We start from the raw sequence: 20,181 nt of genomic DNA, 5'->3' as shown, positions 1-20,181 counted from the left end.
GCGCGCAGCAGGATCGAGGCCATGAAGACACGTACTCTTGGCAGCTTGCGGGTTCCCGCCATCGGCTTCGGCGCCATGGTCCTGTCGCCGGGCGTCTACGGGGACGTCGACGACGCCCGCGCCGAGGTGGCGCTCAAGGCCGCGCTCGACGGGGGCGCGACCCACGTGGACACCAGCGACGCGTACGGCGTGGACGGCCACAACGAGCGCCTCGTGGGCCGGGCGATCAAGGGCCGCAGGGACGAGGTGGTGGTCGCGACCAAGTTCGGGCTCGCGATCCCCGAGGGTGAGCCGGGCAGGTCGCACCCGGTCGGTTACGCGTTCAACGAGCTACGGGTGAACGCCGACCCCCGCCTGATCCGGCGCTACGCGGAGCGCAGCCTGCGCAACCTCGACACGGACGTGATCGACCTCTACTACTCGCACTATCCCGACCCCGGCGTCCCGATCGAGGACATGACCGGCGCGCTGGCCGAGCTGGTGCGGGACGGGCTGGTCAAGCACATCGGCCTGTCCAACGTGACGGCCGCCCAGCTCAGGGCCGCGCACGCGGTCCACCCCGTGACGGCCGTGCAGAACGAGTGGTCGATGTGGCGCCCCGTGGATCCCGGCCTGCCGGCCGCCGCGCGGGAGCTCGGCGTGGGGATCGTGGCGTGGAGCCCGCTCGGCACCGGCTTCCTGACGGGCACGGTGGAGGCGCTCGCCGAGGGCGACTTCCGGCACAACGCGCCCCGCTTCTCGGCGGAGAACCTGGCGGGCAACAACGACCGCTACGCCCCGATCAGGGCCCTGGCGGCGCAGCTCGGCATCACGCCCGCCCAGCTCGCCCTGGCCTGGCTGCTGCACCAGGACGAGCACGTGGTGACCATCCCCGGCAGCCGCACTCCCGCCCACATCGAGGAGAACCTGGCGGCGGCCGACCTCACCCTCCACGCCGACACGCTGGCCAGGGTCGACGAGGCCCTCGCCAAGTTCGAGGTGACGGGCGGAACGCTCCTGTGAACGCGACCGGCCAGGGCGCGCATCGCGCTCCTGGCCGGTCTCGTACGTCTTCGGTATGTCTCAGGCGGCGTGCAGGTAGACCTGGCCGAAGACCTCCGACAGGTTCTTCAGGTCGGTGGCCACGTCGACCTCGGGGTTGGCCGGGTCGTAGATGGTCGCCAGGCGGGGGCGGACCGCGTCGAGCTTCTTGAGCTGGTCCCAGGTGATGTTGGCGGCCCACTTCTCGCCGTACACCCGGCTGACCTGGCCCTGGTCGTTCTGCCAGCGGGTCCACAGGGTGACCGTCTCGGCGGCGTCGTCCTGGAGCGGGGAGGCGATGCGCTCGGTGATCGCCTTGGTGGCCTGCTCCTCGTTGAGGTTGGAGGTGCCGGCGGCGGCGAAGGAGGCGTCCTCGCTGGCGATCTGCGCGTAGGCGTCCCAGGCGCGGGCGCGGACCTGGATCCACTGGTTGCGCTGGGCCTCGGTGGCGTCGATCTTCCAGGTGGCGTACTCGGTGCCCAGGTGGCCGTCGTCCAGGGAGAGCTGGTCGATCAGGCCCTTGGAGAGCCAGGCGCCGATGCGGTCGGGGTCGAGCAGCGGGTACTTCTTGGTCATCTCGGTCTTGCAGGCGTCGTTCGCGCCGCAGCCGAACAGCGGCACCACCGTGTGCACCGACAGCTTCTTGCCCGGCACCGCGGTACGCAGCGCGACCGTGGCCTCATTCACGAACTTGTCCAGCTCGTCCGCCGTCGCGAACGTCTTGTTGTAGCCGAGCTGCGAGGTGAACCGGATGCCGATCACCCCGGGCTGCGTGGCGACCAGCGCGGCGATCTTCTTGACGCCCTCGGCCAGCTTGCCGGCCTTGTAGTCGTCGGCCAGCTCGGTCTCGATCCACAGGCGCATGGTCGTCTGGACGGCGGCCTGCGCGGCCTTGCCGGCCGGGGTCTCCTGCGCGGACTCCTTCTCGGCGGCGCTGATGCCGGTGGGGTCGACGTAGCCGCACTGGTCGCCGTTCTGGCACTCAGGCGTGCCGCCGTCCTCGGCGCCGGGGACGTCCGGGGAGTCGACGTCGTGCATCTCGCCGTCGCCCTCGGAGTCGGTCGGGCAGGAGTTGCCCTCCTCGGTGCAGTCCACCAGGATCGAGTTGGAGGGACCGGCTTCCTGCATGTGCTCGCCGTCGTTGTCCAGCCAGAACTTCGCGATGTCCGCGGCCTCCTCGGGGGTGGCCAGCCATCGGCAGACGACGTACGCCGGGGTGTCGGCCGACATCAGGTCGTTGCAGCCTCGGGGGTCGTCCTCCGACCACGCCGGGACGCCGACACCCAGGAGCGAGAGGGCTAATCCGATGACGAAGATCTGCCGCAGCCGCTTTCGCATGGCACCTTTACTTCCAGGGGATGATCGTGGGCATATCGCACACTATCCGGACGATCAATAACGTTCAATGAGATCTATGGCTTCTTCACGCACTATTCGACGCGAAGTAGCCGCGCTTGTTACGAGAACTCAGTCGTCCACCTCGACCCACGTCCAGCCCGCGCCGCCGGGGTCGGCGCGTACCGCCCGGGTGCGCCCCGCCGCCACCTTCACCCATCCCGGCTGCGGAGGCTCGGCGGGCACCGGCACCGGATCGGTGTCCGCGCCGAAGACGGCCGGCCGTCCCTTGACGGTGATCGCGGGCCGCCCGCCCGTCAACGGGCGCCGATCGCCCTGGGGAGCGGGCGGGAGTGAGGGCCGCTCGCGGGGCGGCTCGACTTCGTGAACGCTCGGGGACGCGGCGGGGGATCGGGCGCGCAGCGGCCACCAGTTCGCCGGGCCCAGCAGCCGCAGGGCGGCGGGCACCAGCAGCAGCCGCACCAGCACGGCGTCCACCGCCACCGCCACGCACAGACCCACCCCGAGCAGCCTCACCACCGCGATCCCGGCCGTCGCGAACGCCCCGCCGGCCGCCACCATCAGCAGCGCCGCACCGATGATCACCTCCCGCGGCTCCGCCACCGCGGAGTCCCCCGTACGCGCCTCCGTGACCAGGAACACCTGGTGGACGACCGACAGCCCGAACGCCACGACCCCGATCAGCAGCGCGACGGAGACGTCCAGGGGGCCGGCGAAACCCAGGAAGCCGCTCCGGAACACCCACCCGATCACCCCGAACGACGCAGCGGCGGACAGCAGGCTCGCGATCACCGCCGGAACGGGCAGCACCAGCGACCCGAAGGCGAGCGACAGCACCGCCGCCATCGCCGAGCACACCACCACCGCCAGCCACGGCAGCATGCCGGAGAGCCCGGCCAGGAGGTCCAGCCGCGCCGCGACGGGCCCGCCGACCACGACCTGCCGGACGTCCGGCCCCTGGGCCGCGGATCTGATCGCGGCGACCAGGTCCCCGGCCTGCGCCGACAGGGGATCGAGGTCGTGGCGGACGGCCAGCCGCACGGCGCGGTTCGGCCGCGAGAGGCCCGCCGTCTCGACCCCGGTGACGTGCGGCAGCCGTTCCAGCCGCTCCGTGATGGGGCGGACGTCGAGCGCGGTGACGGCGGTGCCGTCCAGCGGCTCCACCACGACGTGCACGTCGATCGGCGACAGGGCGTTCCTGGCGAAGTCGCGGTCGATCGTCTCGGTCACCCGGCGGCCCTCGGAGGCGGCGGGCAGGGCCCGGTGGTCCGCGTTCCCGAACTCGACGCGCAGCAGCGGTCCCGCCAGCGCGACCAGCACGATCGTCACCGCCACCAGGTACACGGCCGGCCGGCGCGCCACGCCGTCCCACAGCCCGCCGTCCCGCCGTACGGACATGGGCCTGACGCGCAGCGCGTCCACGCGCCGCCCGAGCACCCCCAGCAGGGCGGGCGCCACGAGCACCGCGACCACCGAGGCGACCAGCGCCACGGCCGCCGCCGCCAGCCCGAGCGAGCCCAGGAACGGCTGCGGGAACAGCGTCAGCCCCAGCAGGGACGCGGCCACGCTCACCCCGGCCACGCCCACGGTCCGCCCGGCCGTGGCCACCGTGCCCGCCACGGCCTGCTCGTTCGACGCCCCGCCCCCGATCTCCTCCCTGAACGCTCTGAGCAGGAGCAGCGAGTACGCCGCCGCCAGCCCGAGCCCGAGGAGCACGACGGCATAGAAGGAGTAGACGGACACCCCGGGCAGCAGCGCCAGCGCCCCGAGCACCGCGAGCAGCCCCACGACCAGCGGCAACAGGGCCGCCACCAGGCTCCCGAACACCACCACGAGCAGCACCAGCAGCACCGGCGCCGCGACCGCCGCCGCGCGGGCCAGGTCGGCGGCGGCCTCGCCGTCGAGCTCGGCCTGCACCGGCACCGGCCCGCCGACCGCGACGCGCAGGTTCTTGACGGCCCTGAGCCGCGCCGCGACCGCCGCGTAGCTCGCCCGCTTGGCGCCCTTCAGCGTGACGATCGCGTACGTCGAATGCCCGTCCCCGGACACCATCGCCTTCGACCCGGTCGTCCAGTATGTGACCATCCCGCGCACGTACTCGGCCGGCAGCCCGCGCAGCGAGTCGTGCACCGCCTTCTTGTAGCGCGGGTCGCGCACCTTGACCGCCGGGTGCCGGTAGAGGACGACCACGTCGGGGCTCTGGCCGGCGTACCACTCCGCGCTCCAGCGCGCGGCGGTCGCCGAGTCGGCGCGCGGGTCCTCGAAGCCGCCGCCCACCGCCTGCCCGGACAGCGCCAGCGGCGCGACGAGCAGGGCCGCCACCAGGCTGAGCGCCAGCAGCGTCCATCTACCGCGATAGACCAGCCGCCCCAATGGAGTCCCCTCGCCGACAGCAGGGTCCTAGCAAATTACGGGAGATCGAGGCTGGATTCTTGCCAAACGCGCACATATTCCGCTTCCGGTCTTGTCAGCGGGACCCAATATTCAGGCGACATCGGCGAGAGAACTCGGCAGAATGGCGGGGTTTGACTGTTTTCAGGGGGGCGTGCCGGTGCACAGTTATCTCAGCGATCTCGGGTTGCTCCGGGATCGCCGTTTCGCGCTGCTGCTGTCGGCGCGGACCCTGTCGGTCCTGGGCAGCGCGTTCGCCCCGGTGGCCCTGGCGTTCGGCGTGCTCGGCCTGCCCGGCGCCACCGCCGCGACCCTGTCCGTCGTGCTCACCGCCGAGTCGGTGCCCATGATCGTGTTCATCCTGTTCGGCGGGGTGCTCGCGGACCGGCTGCCGCGCAAGTGGGTGATGATGGCCGGTGAGTCCCTGATGGCGATGGGGTTCTTCGCGCTGGGCGCGATGCTGCTCGCCGGCTGGACCCCGCTGCCCGCGCTGTCCGCGGCGGCGGCGGTGACCGGGGTGGGTATTGCGATCATGTTCCCGGCGCTGACCGGGATCATCCCCGAGGTCGTGCCGCCCGACCGGCTGCAGGCCGGCAACGCCCTGCTCGGCCTGGGCCAGAACGCCTCGCGGGTGGCGGGCGCGGTGCTGGGCGGCGGCACGGTGGTGCTGTTCGGCGGGGGCTGGGCGCTGGTGGTGAGCGGCGCGATGTTCGCGGTGGCGGGCGCGCTGCTGGCGCTGCTGCGGATGGAGCCGGTCGCGAACCGGCGGGAGCGGCACTCGGTGCTGGCCGACCTGCGGGACGGCTGGCGGGAGTTCAGCTCGCGGCAGTGGATCTGGGTGGTGGTCGCGCAGTTCTCACTGATGGTCATGGCCATCCAGGCCGGTCACGGGGTGCTCGGCCCGCTGATCGCGAAGGAGACGCTGGGCGGGCCCGCGGCCTGGTCGGCGTTCCTGGCGGGCGAGGCGGTCGGGACGATCGTCGGCGTGCTGGTCGCGATGCGGCTGCGGCCGCGCCGGCCGATCCTGGTGGCCGTGCTGCTCTGCCTGCCGCCCGCGCTGCCGTACGTGCTGCTCGGGCTGGACGCGCCGCTCTGGGCGATCGTGGCCGGGGCGTTCGTGCTGGGCGTGTGCTTCGACGTGTTCGGCGTCCTGTGGCAGACCACGATGCAGCGCGAGGTCCCGTCCGAGTCGCTGTCGCGGGTGAGCTCGTACGACATGCTCGGGTCGATGATGTTCGGGCCGATCGGGCTGCTGGTGGCGGGGCAGGCGGCCGACCTGTTCGGCACGGAGGAGACGCTGCTCGCCTGTGCCGTCATCATCGTGCTGTCCACCCTCGCCGCCCTGCTGGCTCCCGGGGTGCGCAACCTGCGCGCCCCGGAGCGGGAGCCGATCTCAAGCTGACCTGAAGTAGGCGTTGGCCCTGGGCTGGAACATCAGCGTCACCGCCCCCAGCACGGCGACCACGTGCAGGATCCGGCTGCCCGCGAAGATCAGCCCCATCGCGTCCGTCCCGGCGACGGCCTCGGCGATCGAGCCGCCGGCCAGCAGCCACTGGACGGGGCCGATCACGAGAGAGAGCGTGCCGAAGACGCCGAGTGTCACGCCGAGGGTCCAGCGCGCCCAGTTCGCCCCGGCCTTGAGCCGCAGCGCCAGGAAGGCGGCCCCCGCGAACACCGCCAGCCGGATCCCGACCTGCGGCAGCAGTTCGGCGACCGTGGAGGCGCCCGTGTACAGCTGCTCGGAGACCACCAGCACGGTCTCCAGCGCCCCGAAGGCGACGGCGACCAGCCAGAGCATGGCGGCGGTGTGGACGACGGGCGGCGGGTCGGTTCTGCGGGGGTTGTCGAGGACGGTGGTCATGGCGTGGCCTCCAAAGGTGAATGACTACGCCTGAAGTGTCCGCTTTCGGGCGGGGTGGGGGCATGCCCGCTGGCCGCCGAGTTCCGGTGAGGCGAGCCCTACCACGCGTGCGCCGGAGGGCAGGCTCAGGCGATGATGAGCCGTACCACGACGCCCGCGCAGTTTCCCGCCACGCAGATCCGCACCGGCACCTCGGAGATGCCCGCGGCCGCGGGCACGCCGCTCACGTGGCCGTCGGGCCCGATGATCACGTCGCGGGGCAGCGTGGCGCGGTCGGTCACGGTGAACGTCGGCAGCACGCCGGACGGGCCGCCGTTGATGCCGATCTCCCCGTTCAGCGGGGTGCCGGCCCGGCCGGGGAAGGTCAGCTCGCGCGGCTCCCACGGCACGTTGCCGAGCACGACGAAGGTGAGCCGCTGGTCCTGGCACGACTGTCCCTCGCACATCCGGACGGCGGCGAGGTACGTGCCGGAGCGCTGCGGCTTGCCGTACAGCCGGCCGCTCTGGTCGACCCTGATCCCGACCGCGAGGTAGCCGGGGCGGAACGTGACGCCCTTCGCGGCGGGCAGGAGCTGCTGGTGCACCTCGATGCCCTCGGTGACGTAGAAGGTGTCCTCGACCAGGCTCCCGTGCACGGGGTCGAGGGGGAGCTGCCGGGACATCGGCGTCATGGTGAGCGTGGGCACGGCGGCGGACAACGCGCACACGGCGAAGCCCGCGAGCAGGAACACCCACCACTGCCGCATAGCCACCCCCGACCTCTTCCCCCGGGTAAGTACCCTCACCAGCGCGAACAGTCACTGGATAATCGATCGCATGGCCGCTGAATCCGCTCAGACCCTGGAACGCGGGCTTCGCCTGCTGAGACTGCTCGCCGACGGGAGGGGCGGCCGGACGCCGACCGAGCTGAGCGCCGAGCTGTCGCTGAGCCGTCCCGTGGTGTACCGGCTGTTGACGACGCTGATGAACGAGGGGTTCGTGCGGCGGGACGCCGAGGGGCGGGTGCACCTCGGGTTCGGGGTGCTGGTGCTGGCGCAGGCCGTGCAGCCGCTGCTGCGGGCCGCGGCGGTGCCGACGCTGCGGCGGCTGGCCGAGGCCGTGGGCGCGACCGCGCACCTGACCGTGGCCGAGGGCGACGACGGGCTGGCCGTGGCGGTGGTGGAGCCGTCCTGGACCGACATGCACGTGGCCTACCGCGAGGGCTCGCGCCATCCGCTGACGAAAGGCGCGGCGGGGCAGGCGATCCTGGCGCTGCGCGAGGGGCGGGACGACTACTTCGCGACGGAGGGGCAGTTGCAGGAAGGTGCGCGGGGCGTCGCCGCGCCTGTCACCGGGCTGCCCTGGTTGGAGGCGTCGGTGGGGGTGGTGACGTTCGGGCCGCTCGAGGAGTCCACGGGCCCTCGGGTGGTCGTCGCCGCCGCCGAGCTGGCCGCCGCGCTGGGTTGACATCTCCAGGCCGATGGCGGACGGTTGTTACATATAAAGGACATATCCGTCCGATAAACGGACATCATGGAGGCAGCGGATGCCGTACTACCGCGTCGTTGGGGAGGTGCCGCGCAAGCGGCACGTGCAGTTCAGACGGCCGGACGGTGGTCTCTACGCCGAGGAGCTGATGGGTGAGGAAGGCTTCTCGTCCGACTCCTCGCTGCTCTACCACCGCTACCTGCCGACCGCGATCGTCAAGGCGGAGGCGGTCACGCCGACGGTGGAGACCCGGCTGGAGCCCAACCTGCCGCTCTCGCCACGCCACTTCCGCACGCAGGAGCTGTCCAGCGCGGGCGACCTGGTCACGGGACGCATGCTGCTGGCGGGCAACGGCGACGTCCGATTGTCGTACGCCGTCAGCGACCGGCCGAGCGAGCTCTACCGCGACTCGATGGGCGACGAGTGCGTCTACGTGCAGGGCGGCCGGGTCCGCTTCGAGTCCACGTACGGCGTGATCGAGGCCGGCGAGGGCGACTACATCGTCATCCCGACCGGAACGATCCACCGCTGGGTGCCGGACGGCCTGGTCAGCGTGCTGGCCATCGAGGCGGCCGGGCACATCAGGCCGCCCAAGCGCTACCTGTCGCAGTACGGGCAGTTCCTGGAGCACGCCCCCTACTGCGAGCGCGACCTGCGCAGCCCCGCCGAGCCGTTCACGGTCGAGGGGGAGGAGGTGCCGGTGCTGGTGCGCACGCGGGGCGGGCTGAGCCGGCTGGTCTACCGCAACCACCCGTTCGACGTGGTGGGCTGGGACGGCTACCTCTACCCGTACGCGTTCAACATCGATGACTTCGAGCCGATCGTGAAGAAGACGCACGCGCCGCCGCCCGTCCACCAGACGTTCGAGGGGCCGGGGTTCGTGGTGTGCTCCTTCTGCCCGAGGCCGCTCGACTTCCACCCGGAGTCCGTGCCGATCCCGTACAACCACCACAATGTGGACTCCGACGAGTTCATGTTCTACGTGGGCGGCGACTACTCCGCGCGCAAGGGCTCGGGCATCGACATCGGCTCGATCTCGCTGCATCCCGCCGGGTTCACGCACGGGCCGCAGCCCGGTGCGGTCGAGGCGGTGATCGACGCGGTCTCCCGCGGCATCACGACGACGAGCGAGAAGGCCGTCATGGTGGACACGTTCCGCCCGCTCGACCTCGGGCAGGGCGCGCTGTCCTGCGAGGACACCGGCTACGCGTGGACCTGGTCACGATGAGCGTCTACACCGAACTCGTGGACGACGCGGGCCTGTTCCCGCCGACGTCCCTGCACATGGACGAGGCGCTGGCCCGCAACCGGCGCGACCAGGAGCACGGCAGCTCCGTGCTCACGCACCGCTTCCTGTGCCCGGCCAGCCGGCTGCACCGGCTGCGCGACATGGAGTACCGGCCGCGGCGGATCGGGCTGATCCTCGACCAGGAGGAGGTGCCCCCCTTCGACGACCTGCCCGTGGACTTCGTCGAGACCGCGCTGCCGCCGGGCCTGACGATCGAGGCGCTGGCCGGCCGGCTCCGGTTGCCGGCGGGCGTGCGGCTCTTCGTGGAGGTGGCGGCGGGGAAGGTGAGCGTCGAGGTGCCCGACGGGGTCGGGCTGAAGGTGCGCTGCGGCGGGCTGACGGCCGACACGTTCCCGACGGCGGAGCATCTCGCGGCGTTCATCGGGTTCTGCGTCGAGCACGACATCCCGTTCAAGGCCACGGCCGGGCTGCACCACGCCGTACGCCACTTCGACCCCGCGCTGGGCGTCGACCGGCACGGCTTCCTGAACCTGGTGCTCGCGGTCTGCGAGGCCGTGGACGGGCGCGACCCGGTGCCCGTGCTGCGGGCCACCGACGTCGGGCATCTCGTACGGCTCGCGCAGTCCGTACCGAGTGAAACCGCGAAACGGGCGCGGCGGCTGCTGGTGAGCTACGGCTCGTGCAGCACCAGCATCCCCGTCGAGGACCTGCGCACCCTGGGACTGATCGCGTGACGGAGGGAAATTTCGTGAGCTGGGGAGTGGACAACCTGCCCTACGGCGTGTTCTCGCGTCCGGGCCAGGCGCCCCGCGTGGGCGTCCGGTACGGCGACAAGGTGCTCGACCTGGCGCCCGCCCTGCACGACGAGGTCTTCGACGCGCCCTCGCTCAACCCGTTCATGGCCCGCGGGCGGACGGCCTGGCACGACACCAGGACGCTGATCCGCAACAAGCTCACCGGCGACCTCGCCGTGACCGAGCGGCACCTGGTCCCGCTGGAGCAGGTGCGGCTGCACATGCCGTTCGAGGTGGCCGACTACGTCGACTTCTACTGCTCGATCGACCACGCGAGCAACATCGGCCAGATCTTCCGGCCCGGCACCGAGCCGCTGCAGCCCAACTGGCGGCACCTGCCCGTCGGCTACCACGGCAGGGCCGGGACGGTCGTGGTGTCGGGCACGCCGGTCAGGCGCCCGCACGGGCAGCTCGGGCGCGGGGCGTTCGGGCCGTGCGCGAAGCTGGACATCGAGGCGGAGCTGGGGTTCGTGGTGGGTGTGCCCACCGAGCTCGGCTCGCCCGCCGGGGCCTTCGAGGACCACGTGTTCGGGGTGACGCTGGTCAACGACTGGAGCGCGCGTGACATCCAGTCGTGGGAGTACGTGCCGCTCGGGCCGTTCCTGGCCAAGTCGTTCGCCACGTCGATCTCGCCGTGGATCACGCCGCTGGAGGCGCTGCCCCGCGTCCCCGGCCGTGCCCAGGACCCGGAGCCGGCCGACTACCTGCGCAGGCGGGCGGACTGGGGGCTGGACATCTCCCTTGAGGTCCTGCTCAACGGGGAGGTCGTGTCGCGGCCCCCGTACGCGAGCATGTACTGGACGCCCGACCAGATGCTCGCGCACATGACGGTGAACGGGGCCTCCCTGCGGACCGGAGACCTGTTCGCCAGCGGCACAATCTCGGGGCCCTCGCGCGGCGAGCGCGGCTCGTTCATCGAGCTGACCTGGAACGGGACCGACCCGCTCAAGCTCGCGAACGGCGAGACGCGCTCGTTCCTGGAGGATGGGGACACGGTGACGATCCGGGCCACCGCCGGCGCCGTGACATTGGGGGAGGTTTCCGGAATTATCGGATAGGTGACTCAACGTGCTTGACCGATGACTCGCCGCTACCCTGATGTCACCCCCCTTCCCTCGGACAGCAGGAGTGACATGCGGCGGGCCGTGCTGACTTGTGTCGCCTTCCTCCTCCTGGTCTGCGGCTGCTCCTCGGCGCCGGCCAGGGCCCCGTCCGCGCCCCCGGTCGTGCGGGTCTCGCCCGCGTTCGACTCCACGCGGGCCCGCACCGACCGCGGCCTGGTGGTCAGGGCCCGCGGCGGCACGCTCAGCCGGGTGCTGGTCTCGGAGGGCGGGGAGCAGGTGCCCGGCCGGCTCGACGGCTCCCACACGATGTGGCGCTCCGCCTGGACGCTCAAGCCCGCGGCCGAATACTCGGTGACGGTCACGGCGACCGGCGCCGGCGGTCCGGCCACGGTCGCCGTCGGCCGCTTCCACACCCGGGCCGCGGTCAGGTCGTTCCAGGTGGCCGCGACGGCGCCGCTGCCGGGCGAGACGGTCGGCGCCGGCATGCCGGTCGTCATCGACTTCGACACTCCGGTGGAGGACAAGGCGGCCGTCGAGCGGGCGCTGGAGGTCCAGGCGGAGACGCCGGTCGAGGGTGCGTGGCGGTGGATCAGCGACACCCAGGTGGTCTACCGCACCCGCCGGTTCTGGCCGCCTCACCAGCAGGTCACGGTCACCGCGCATCTGGCCGGCGTACGCGCGGGCAGCGGCCTCTACGGCACCACCGACTCCACCTTCGCCTTCACCGTCGGGCGCAGGCAGACCAGCACGATCGACACCCGGACCCACCAGATGGTCGTACGCCGCGACGGTGCGATCGCGCAGCGGATGGCCATCAGCGCGGGCATGGCCACCACCCCCGAATACACCACGACCAGCGGCATCCATCTGACCATGGACAAGGGCAACCCGGTCCGCATGGTCTCCCCGGGGCGCGTCAAGGGCGACCCCGGCTTCTACGACATGCTGATCGACCACGCCGTGCGCATCTCCAACAGCGGCGAATACGTGCACGCGAAGGACAACGTGTGGGCGCAGGGCCGGGCCAACGTCAGCCACGGCTGCATCAACGCCCGGCCCGACCAGGCGGCCTGGTTCTACGACACCTCCCTGCGCGGCGACCCGGTCACGATCGTCGGCACCGACCGGGAGCTCGGCTGGGACAACGGATGGGGTTTCTGGCAGCTCCCGTGGGAGAAGTGGCGCGAGGGAAGCGCCCTGGTCGAAGCCGGTCCCGCAGGTGCACGGGTGCCACCGGGATGATTCCGGGATTACGGTAGAGAGGGGGGAACCTGTCGCGAACTCAGGCCCGTTGTCCCATCAGGAGGGCCGGACATGGATGAATGGATCATCTGGGTAATCCTCGCGGTAGTCCTCGGCGTGGCCGAAATATTCACCCTCACGGCCTCGCTCGGGCTGCTGGGTGCGGCGGCTCTGCTCACCGCCGTCACCGCCGCCATCGGGCTGCCCGTCCCCCTGCAGTTGCTCTGCTTCGCCCTGTCGTCCGCCGCCGGTCTGATGGTGCTCAGACCGATCGCGATGCGCCACATCAAGCAGCCTCCGCTGCAGCGGTTCGGCGTGGAAGCACTCGTCGGCAAGCCCGCCTACGTGGTCTCGGAGGTGACGGGCCGCGACGGTCGTGTGCGCATCGGGGGCGAGGAGTGGTCGGCGCGCGCCTACGACGAGACGCTGGTGATCCCCACGGGGGCGACCGTCGACATCATCGAGATCGAAGGGGCGACAGCCCTCGTATATCCCCGGGAGTGACTCATGGATCCGCTGTTGCTGGTCGGACTGCTCGTCATACTCTTCGCGGTGTTCACCGTGCTCAAGGCGGTGCGGATCGTCCCGCAGGCGCGGGCCCGCAACGTCGAGCGCCTCGGCCGCTACCACCGCACGCTCAAGCCGGGTCTCAACTTCGTCATCCCTTACGTCGACCGCGTCTACCCCATGATCGACCTGCGCGAACAGGTCGTCTCCTTCCGGCCGCAGCCCGTCATCACCGAGGACAACCTGGTCGTCGAGATCGACACCGTCCTCTACTTCCAGGTCACCGACCCGCGGGCGGCGGCGTACGAGATCGCCAACTACATCCAGGCCGTCGAGCAGCTCACCGTCACCACGCTGCGTAACGTCGTCGGCTCCATGGACTTGGAGAAGACCCTCACCTCGCGCGACACCATCAACAGCCAGCTCCGCGGCGTGCTCGACGAGGCCACCGGCAAGTGGGGCATCCGCGTCAACCGCGTCGAGATCAAGGCCATCGACCCGCCCAAGACCATCAAGGACGCGATGGAGAAGCAGATGCGGGCCGAACGTGACAAGCGCGCCGCGATCCTCAACGCCGAGGGCCAGCGGCAGTCGCAGATCCTCACGGCGGAGGGTGACAAGCAGAGCCGCATCCTGCGTGCCGAGGGCCAGCGCACCGCCGCCATCCTGGAGGCCGAGGGCCAGTCGCGCGCCATCGACCAGGTCTTCCAGGCCGTGCACCGCAACGACCCCGACCCGAAGCTGCTGGCCTACCAGTACCTCCAGGTGCTGCCGCAGCTCGCGCAGGGCGACGGCAACACGTTCTGGGTGATCCCGAGCGAGGTCACCTCGGCGCTGCAGGGGGTCTCCCGGGCGTTCACGGAGGCCCTGCCCCGGTCGGCGGCGACGCGGGAGGAGGCGCCGGAGACGTCGGAGTTCGACGAGGAGGTGGCCAAGGCGTCGGAGGCTGCGGCCGAGGCGGTGGCGGACGCGCAGGACGCCGAGAGCCCCGACGGCCCGCGCCAGCTCACCCAGGGCGTCGAGGAGCCGTCCCCGTTCCCCGACCTGGACCGCAAGCACACCGAGGCCGAGCGCTGACACCCCAGACGGGCGCCCGCCGCGAGCCGGTGGGCGCCCCCGGTTGAGGGTCGAGGAGTGAGGCTTCGCGCTCGAGGGCGAGGTGAAGTGGTCGAGGAGTGAGGTCTGAGTCAGACGGGTTCAGGCGATGACTTCGAACAGGTGGCGAAGCCCGTCTTCCCGATGCGCGGCTTGGAAATTCCAAGTAATCATGACCCTCAACCTAGCAACGTCCCCTACGTTCTGTAGTCACTCGAATGCAATGGGCCAGGCGGACATGGCGAGAGCGGCGATGTGGAGGAGGTCGGCGTGGGTGGCGCCGTCGCGGGACTGGGTGGACATGCCCTGGATGACGGCGGCGTAGAAGGTCGCCAGCCCCGCCGTGTCCGTGCCGGCAGGAAGGCGACCGGCCGCCAGGTCGTCGTCGATGCGTGCCTTGAGCGCCGCCTTGCTGCCTTCCCTGAAGCCGCGTAGCAGCTCCTCGACCTCGGCCGACTCCGGACCGCAGTTCACCGCCGCCGTGATGATCAGGCACCCCGTCGGATGCGAGCGGCTCGAATATTCGTCGGCGGCCTCGCGCAGCACGCGCTCGATGGCCTGGCGGCCGGTCGGTTCCTCGGCGAGGGCCCGGGTGGTGAAGGCGCCGTACGTCTCCTGGTAGCGCCGCACCGCCTCCTCGAACAGCCGTCGCTTGTCGCCGAAGGCCGCGTACAGGCTGGGTGGGCGGATCCCCATGGCGGCGGTCAGCTCGGCGATCGAGGTCGCCTCGTAGCCGTGCCGCCAGAACGCGAGCAGCGCGGTCTCCAGCGCTGCCTCCCTGTCGAACGCCCGCTGTCTGGCCATGCCCACATTCTATAGCGATCGCTATGCTATGGTTTCTGTATCGATCGCTAAAGAAAGGTGGGGTGCCGGGATGAAGACCGCGCTCGTGACGGGAGCCAGCAGGGGCATCGGCCGCGCCATCGCGCTGCGCCTGGCCGGGGACGGCTTCCGCGTGGCCGTCAACTACGCCAGGGACGAGGCGGCGGCCGAGGAGGTCGTCGGCCTGATCGAGAAGGACGGCGGCAGCGCGTTCGCCGTGAAGGCCGATCTGGGCGAGGGGAGCCGGGCGCTGGCGGAGCGGCTGAAGGACGAGACGGACGTCCTCGACGTGCTGGTCAACAACGCCGGAATCGGGATGTCCCGGCCCATCGGCGAGGAGACCCCCGAGGCGTACGACCGGCTGTTCGACGTCAACGTCAAGGGGCTGTTCTTCCTCACCCAGCAGCTGCTGCCGCTGATCCCCGACGGCGGGCGGATCGTCAACATCACCTCGGGCGTGGCCCGCATCGCCTTCCCGGAGGGGATCGCGTACGCGATGACGAAGGGCGCGGTGCAGGTGTTCACGCTGGCCCTGGCCAAGGAGCTGGGCCCGCGCGGCATCACGGTCAACAACGTCGCCCCCGGCATCATCGACACCGACACCAACGCGGGCTGGTTGCGCGGCGACCCGCAGGCGCAGGCGTACGCGGCGAGCAGGCACGCCCTCAACCGGATCGGCCACGTGGACGAGATCGCGAACGCGGTGGCCTTCGTCGCCTCGCCGGAGGCGAGCTTCATCACCGGCAGCACCATCGACGCCACCGGCGGCGGAAACCTCTAGGAGCCTCGCATGCCCACGGTCACCCACAGCTCGGGCCCCGTCCACTACCTGCGGGCGGGCAGCGGGCCCGGCCTCGTCATGGTGCACGGCACCGGCGGCGACGCCGTCAGCAACTACGCCCACCTCGTGCCGGAGTTCACCGATCTGCGCACGGTCATCACCCCTGACTACGCGGGCAGCGGCCAGACCGCCGACCCGGGCGGGGACCTCACGCTCGACCTGCTCGCCGGGCAGGTCGCGGCCACGTTCGAGGGCCCGTCCGACCTCGTCGGCTTCTCGCTGGGCGCGGCCGTGGCCGTGGCGGTCGCCGCCGAGCACCCGGAGCTGGTCAGGCGGTTGGTGCTGATCGCCGGCTGGACGCACGCGGAGGACTCCCGGCTGAGCCTGGGCCTGCGCACGTGGGCCAGGCTGGCGGAGACGGACCCGGAGAGCTTCGCCGCGTTCGGTCCGCTGGTGGCGTTCGGCCCGGAGTACGTGAGCGCGGTCGGCGCGCAGGCCCTCACCGCCGGAGAGCCGCCGCACGGCGTCCGCCGCCAGATCGAGCTGGACCTGCGCCTCGACATCAGGGACCTGCTGCCGAAGATCACCGCGCCCACGCTGGTCGTCGGCAACACCCGGGACTGCCTGATCCCGGTCAAGCACGCCCGCGCGCTGCACGCCGCCCTGCCCGGCAGCGAGTACGCCGAGCTGGACAGCGGCCACGTCGTCCTGCACGAGAAACCGGCCGAAGTGACGACCCTTGTCCGAGAGTTCATCACCCGCGTATCCGCCGATTGACCGTCCTGGTTACGCTCCAGCCTCATGCAGACCAAGAATCTCGCCCTCACCGGGGCCGCCGCGTTGTGCGCGCTGGTCCTGGTGGCGCCCCCCGCGCAAGCCGGCGCCGCCTCGGTCACCGTCACCGTCATGGGCACGTCCGACCTCCACAGCAACGTCCTCAACTGGGACTACTTCAAGGACGCCGCGTACGCCGACAGCGCGGGCAACAGCGTCGGCCTGGCCAAGGTCTCCTCGCTGGTCAACCAGATCAGGGCCGAGCGCGGGGCGGACCGCACGCTGCTGTTCGACTCGGGTGACACCATCCAGGGCACCCCGCTGGCGTACTACTACGCCAAGGTCGAGCCGATCACCCAGACCGGCCAGATCCACCCGATGGCCAAGGCCATGAACGCCATCGGGTACGACGCCGTGACGCTGGGCAACCACGAGTTCAACTACGGTCTGCCGCTGCTGGCCACCTGGATCAAGCAGATGCGGGCACCGGTGCTCGGCGCGAACGCGGTCTACGACCGGACGGGGCTGCCCGCGTACAAGCCTTTCGTGATCAAGACCATGAAGGTCAACGGCGACAAGCCGGTCAAGGTCGGCGTGCTCGGGCTGACCAACCCCGGTGTGGCCATCTGGGACAAGGCGAACGTCGAGGGCAAGCTCCGCTTCACCGACCTGGTCGAGTCGGCGAAGAAGTGGGTGCCGGTCATCCGCGGGCTGGGGGCGGACGTGGTCGTGGTGACCGCGCACGCGGGCGACAGCGGCCTGTCGTCCTACGGCGGCGACCTGCCGGTCGAGAACGCCTCCGCGATGGTGGCCGAGCAGGTGCCGGGCATCGACGCGGTGCTGTTCGGGCACGCGCACAACGACGTGCCGCAGCGGTTCGTCACGAACAAGGTCACCGGTCAGCAGGTGCTGCTGACCGAGCCGGGCAGGTGGGGCCAGCGCCTGTCTAGGCTGGACTTCCAGCTCACCAAGCAGCGTGGCAGGTGGGTGGTCACCGGCAAGTCCGCCGCCACGATCAACACCAACACGGTCCAGGAGGACCCGAAGATCGTCCAGCTGCTCAAGCCGCAGCACGACACGACCGTGGGTTACGTGAACAAGGTCGTGGCCAAGTCGGCGCAGGCGCTGTCGGCCGCGGAGTCGCCGTACAAGGACACGCCGATCCTGGACTACATCCAGCAGGTGCAGGTGGAGACGGTCAAGCAGGCGCTGCCGGACAACACGCTGCCGGTGCTGTCGATCGCGGCGCCGTTCAGCCGCAGCGCCGTCTTCCCCGCCGGCGATATCCGTGTCAGGGACGTGGCCGGCCTGTACGTCTACGACAACACGCTGCTGGCGGTCAAGCTGACCGGCGCGCAGATCAAGGACTACCTGGAGTACTCCGCCAAGTACTTCAACCAGCTCGCTCCCGGCGACCCGGTGGACGTGACCAAGCTGACGAACGCCGGCAACACCCCCGACTACAACTACGACCAGCTCTCCGGGGTGTCGTACGACATCGACATCTCCAAGCCGGTGGGCCAGCGGATCGCCAACCTGTCCTACGACGGCGCGCCGGTCCCGGCCGGCAAGGAGTTCGTGGTCGCGATCAACAACTACCGGCAGTCGGGCGGCGGCGGCTTCCCACACGTCACCGGCGCGCCGGTGCTCTACAACGCCCAGGTGGAGATCCGACAGGCGCTGATCGAGTACGCCACCGCGAAGGGCACCATCGACCCGAGCGGGTTCGCCGTCCAGAACTGGAAGCTGACCAGGGACGGGGTTCCCGTCTTCTGACCTGCCGTCACAGATAGGACGGCCCCGTGACCCGATGCCTGAACATCCACCACACCCAGCCCTGGGCGGCCACCAGCAGCGGGATCAGGGTCAGGATCACCGGCACCAGCACGGGGCCGGAGGTGCCGGGCTCCAGCGGCAGCCGGAGCCCGGCCAAAATCCCCACCGCCGTCAGCGCGGCGGCCGTCAGCAGGTAAGTGCGGGCCTCGCCCGCCCCACCCGACAGCAAGGCCGCCCGCTCCCGCAGCGTCCCGCGCAGCCGCAGGGCCGCGAACGCCAGCCCGTGCGTGGCGAACAGCACGGCCACCACGAGGGCGGACGCCATGCCGACCAGTACGTGGCTCAGCAGGGCCCCCCAGCTCAGCGCCAGCCCCCAGCTCCCGGCCACGATCGCGCCGTCCCAGAACGTCTGCCACCGCGGCCCCGGCATCCGCCCCCGCAACCACAGCCCCATGTCACGCACGACCCACGACAGGACCAGCGCCACGACGACCGTGTAGTTGCCGCTCAGCAGCTCGCCCTCCAGCTCGGGGAACAGCCCGGCCAGCACCCCCGCCGTGGCGACCAGCCACACCTCGTTACCCAGGAAGAACGGCGCGATGGCGGCGATCACCTCGCGGCGCTCGGCCGCCGTCCGGCCCAGGTACGGCAGCACCATGCCGACCCCGATGTCGGCCCCGGCCAGCACGAGGTAGCCGAGCGCGAAGAAGGCCAAGACGAAGATCTCCATGACGGCTCCTCAGAAGCTCAGTGCGGGGGTGGCGGGGGCGCCCAGCGACTCCGCGCCGGGCCCGCGGCGGGCGTGCCTGGCCAGCAGCCAGTAGTTGATCGCGATCAGCACCGCGAACACCGTGGCGAAGGCGATGATCGAGAAGCGCATCTGGGCCGCGGTCACCGGTGACATCGCGTCGGCCGTCCTCAGCAGCCCGAACACGGCCCACGGCTGGCGTCCCAGCTCCCGGAAGATCCAGCCGGCCAGCATGGTCACGAACGGGACCGGGATCATCAGGGTCAGCAGCCAGTGCCACGGCCTGAACCCGCGTACGACGGGCCGGATGAGCATCAGCACACAGCTCAGCGCCGCGACCACGGTCATCACCAGCCAGAGCAGCATCATCGTGATGCCCGCCGCCTGCACGGGACCGACGGGCGGCAGGTAGTCGCCGGGGCCGTGCGCCGCCACCATCTGGGCCTGCGCCTCGGCCAGCCGGTCCGGATCGCCCGTCCACGCCGCCGATTTGGTCGGCTGCAGGGTCTGGAACGAGATCCCGCCGAAGGTCACGGTGAAGAACAGCGCGGGCAGCGCCACACCGATCCCGATGCGCAGCGACTTGCGGAAGAAGTCCTGCTCGGCGGTGCGCTTACGCAGGTGGTACGCGCTCACCCCGGCCATGAAGAACCCGCCGGTGATCATCGCCCCGCCCATCACGTGCCCGAACGCGATCAGCGCGGCCGGATTGCCCACCATGGCCCCGAGGTCCGCCAGTCGCAGCACGCCGCCGTCCAGCACGTGGCCGACCGGGTGCTGCAGGAAGCCGTTCGCGACCATGATCCAGAACGCCGACGCGTACGCGGTCAGCGTCACGACCCAGATCACCGCCAGGTGGGCCCACCGGTTCAGCTTGTCCCAGCCGAAGATCCACAGGCCCAGGAACGTGGACTCGACGAAGAACGCCACCAGCGTCTCGATGGCCAGCGCCGACCCGAAGACGTTGCCCGCGTACTCCGTGAGCCCGCTCCACGACAGCCCGAGCTGGAACTCCATGACCAGCCCTGTGACGATGCCCATCGCGTAGTTGATGATGTAGAGCTGGCCCCAGAACCGCGTCATCCGCAGATGCACGGGATCGCCGCTGAAGGTGGCCCAGGTCTGGATGACGGCGACCAGCGTCGCCAGGCCGAGCGTCAGCGCCACGAACAGGAAGTGCGCGCCCGCCGTGAGTGCGAACTGCAGGCGGGCCAGGTCCACGGTGTCCATGCCC

Annotated in this window: 19 protein-coding genes; 12 read left to right on the top strand and 7 right to left on the bottom strand. The window is 70.9% G+C overall.

Features of this window, described 5'->3' with window-relative positions:
• Nucleotides 1-21 precede the first annotated feature (21 nt).
• Nucleotides 22-1,002: an aldo/keto reductase gene (locus ACIHFD_RS52415; RefSeq protein ID WP_397373286.1), complete on the top strand. Its 981-nt coding sequence runs from the start codon at nt 22-24 to the stop codon at nt 1,000-1,002.
• Nucleotides 1,003-1,062: 60 nt separating this feature from the next.
• Here ACIHFD_RS52415 and ACIHFD_RS52410 read toward each other — a convergent pair whose 3' ends face one another.
• Together ACIHFD_RS52410 and ACIHFD_RS52405 are read right to left on the bottom strand one after the other, a co-directional pair.
• Complete coding sequence (locus tag ACIHFD_RS52410; protein ID WP_397373285.1) at nt 1,063-2,358, bottom strand: hypothetical protein; 1,296 nt, start codon at nt 2,356-2,358, stop codon at nt 1,063-1,065.
• Between the two features lie 129 nt (nt 2,359-2,487).
• Nucleotides 2,488-4,749: an MMPL family transporter gene (locus ACIHFD_RS52405; RefSeq protein WP_397373284.1), complete on the bottom strand. Its 2,262-nt coding sequence runs from the start codon at nt 4,747-4,749 to the stop codon at nt 2,488-2,490.
• A gap of 178 nt (nt 4,750-4,927) precedes the next feature.
• On the opposite strand from ACIHFD_RS52405, the gene ACIHFD_RS52400 reads away from it, so the two are divergent.
• Entirely contained in the window at nt 4,928-6,169 is a 1,242-nt protein-coding gene (locus ACIHFD_RS52400) for an MFS transporter (protein ID WP_350738410.1), read from the top strand.
• Here ACIHFD_RS52400 and ACIHFD_RS52395 read toward each other — a convergent pair.
• Together ACIHFD_RS52395 and ACIHFD_RS52390 are read right to left on the bottom strand one after the other, a co-directional pair.
• Nucleotides 6,161-6,628, bottom strand: a complete 468-nt coding sequence (locus ACIHFD_RS52395) for a hypothetical protein (protein ID WP_350738407.1) — start codon at nt 6,626-6,628, stop codon at nt 6,161-6,163. The genes ACIHFD_RS52400 and ACIHFD_RS52395 overlap by 9 nt on opposite strands.
• Nucleotides 6,629-6,753: 125 nt before the next feature.
• Nucleotides 6,754-7,380, bottom strand: coding sequence for a hypothetical protein (locus ACIHFD_RS52390; RefSeq protein ID WP_355209597.1), 627 nt, complete (start codon nt 7,378-7,380; stop codon nt 6,754-6,756).
• A 64-nt stretch (nt 7,381-7,444) separates the two neighbouring features.
• On the opposite strand from ACIHFD_RS52390, the gene ACIHFD_RS52385 reads away from it, so the two are divergent.
• The 7 genes from ACIHFD_RS52385 (at nt 7,445) to ACIHFD_RS52355 (ending at nt 14,028) form a co-directional block, all read left to right on the top strand.
• Entirely contained in the window at nt 7,445-8,074 is a 630-nt protein-coding gene (locus ACIHFD_RS52385) for a helix-turn-helix domain-containing protein (RefSeq protein ID WP_397373283.1), read from the top strand.
• Between the two features lie 79 nt (nt 8,075-8,153).
• Nucleotides 8,154-9,323, top strand: coding sequence for a homogentisate 1,2-dioxygenase (locus ACIHFD_RS52380; RefSeq protein WP_397373282.1), 1,170 nt, complete (start codon nt 8,154-8,156; stop codon nt 9,321-9,323).
• Entirely contained in the window at nt 9,305-10,078 is a 774-nt protein-coding gene (locus ACIHFD_RS52375) for a hypothetical protein (RefSeq protein ID WP_397373281.1), read from the top strand. The genes ACIHFD_RS52380 and ACIHFD_RS52375 overlap by 19 nt, the downstream gene beginning before the upstream one ends.
• Nucleotides 10,079-10,092: 14 nt before the next feature.
• Nucleotides 10,093-11,196 carry a fumarylacetoacetase gene (fahA, locus tag ACIHFD_RS52370; RefSeq protein WP_397373280.1) on the top strand — a complete coding sequence of 368 codons (1,104 nt, stop codon included), beginning with the start codon at nt 10,093-10,095 and terminating at the stop codon, nt 11,194-11,196.
• A 75-nt stretch (nt 11,197-11,271) separates the two neighbouring features.
• Nucleotides 11,272-12,444 (top strand): Ig-like domain-containing protein, encoded by a 1,173-nt coding sequence (locus ACIHFD_RS52365; RefSeq protein WP_397373279.1) that lies wholly within the window; start codon nt 11,272-11,274, stop codon nt 12,442-12,444.
• Nucleotides 12,445-12,516: 72 nt separating this feature from the next.
• Nucleotides 12,517-12,948 (top strand): NfeD family protein, encoded by a 432-nt coding sequence (locus ACIHFD_RS52360; protein WP_350738386.1) that lies wholly within the window; start codon nt 12,517-12,519, stop codon nt 12,946-12,948.
• A gap of 3 nt (nt 12,949-12,951) precedes the next feature.
• Nucleotides 12,952-14,028, top strand: a complete 1,077-nt coding sequence (locus ACIHFD_RS52355) for an SPFH domain-containing protein (RefSeq protein ID WP_363970238.1) — start codon at nt 12,952-12,954, stop codon at nt 14,026-14,028.
• Between the two features lie 228 nt (nt 14,029-14,256).
• Here ACIHFD_RS52355 and ACIHFD_RS52350 read toward each other — a convergent pair whose 3' ends face one another.
• Nucleotides 14,257-14,850: a TetR/AcrR family transcriptional regulator gene (locus tag ACIHFD_RS52350; RefSeq protein WP_397373278.1), complete on the bottom strand. Its 594-nt coding sequence runs from the start codon at nt 14,848-14,850 to the stop codon at nt 14,257-14,259.
• Between the two features lie 70 nt (nt 14,851-14,920).
• On the opposite strand from ACIHFD_RS52350, the gene ACIHFD_RS52345 reads away from it, so the two are divergent.
• The 3 genes from ACIHFD_RS52345 to ACIHFD_RS52335 are packed head-to-tail and all read left to right on the top strand — an operon-like array spanning nt 14,921 to nt 18,199.
• The gene (locus ACIHFD_RS52345) at nt 14,921-15,649 is read left to right on the top strand and encodes an SDR family NAD(P)-dependent oxidoreductase (protein WP_397373277.1); all 729 of its coding nucleotides are present in this window, start codon (nt 14,921-14,923) and stop codon (nt 15,647-15,649) included.
• 9 nt (nt 15,650-15,658) lie between these two features.
• Complete coding sequence (locus ACIHFD_RS52340; protein WP_397373276.1) at nt 15,659-16,426, top strand: alpha/beta fold hydrolase; 768 nt, start codon at nt 15,659-15,661, stop codon at nt 16,424-16,426.
• A 24-nt stretch (nt 16,427-16,450) separates the two neighbouring features.
• Nucleotides 16,451-18,199, top strand: a complete 1,749-nt coding sequence (locus ACIHFD_RS52335; RefSeq protein ID WP_397373275.1) for a bifunctional metallophosphatase/5'-nucleotidase — start codon at nt 16,451-16,453, stop codon at nt 18,197-18,199.
• A 7-nt stretch (nt 18,200-18,206) separates the two neighbouring features.
• Here ACIHFD_RS52335 and ACIHFD_RS52330 read toward each other — a convergent pair whose 3' ends face one another.
• The gene (locus ACIHFD_RS52330; RefSeq protein WP_397373274.1) at nt 18,207-18,929 is read right to left on the bottom strand and encodes a cytochrome d ubiquinol oxidase subunit II; all 723 of its coding nucleotides are present in this window, start codon (nt 18,927-18,929) and stop codon (nt 18,207-18,209) included.
• A gap of 9 nt (nt 18,930-18,938) precedes the next feature.
• Nucleotides 18,939-20,177, bottom strand: coding sequence for a cytochrome ubiquinol oxidase subunit I (locus ACIHFD_RS52325; RefSeq protein ID WP_397373273.1), 1,239 nt, complete (start codon nt 20,175-20,177; stop codon nt 18,939-18,941).
• Nucleotides 20,178-20,181 lie beyond the last annotated feature (4 nt).

The sequence above is a fragment of the Nonomuraea sp. NPDC051941 genome (assembly GCF_044593615.1).
This window is presented reverse-complemented; position numbering and strand designations above follow the sequence as displayed.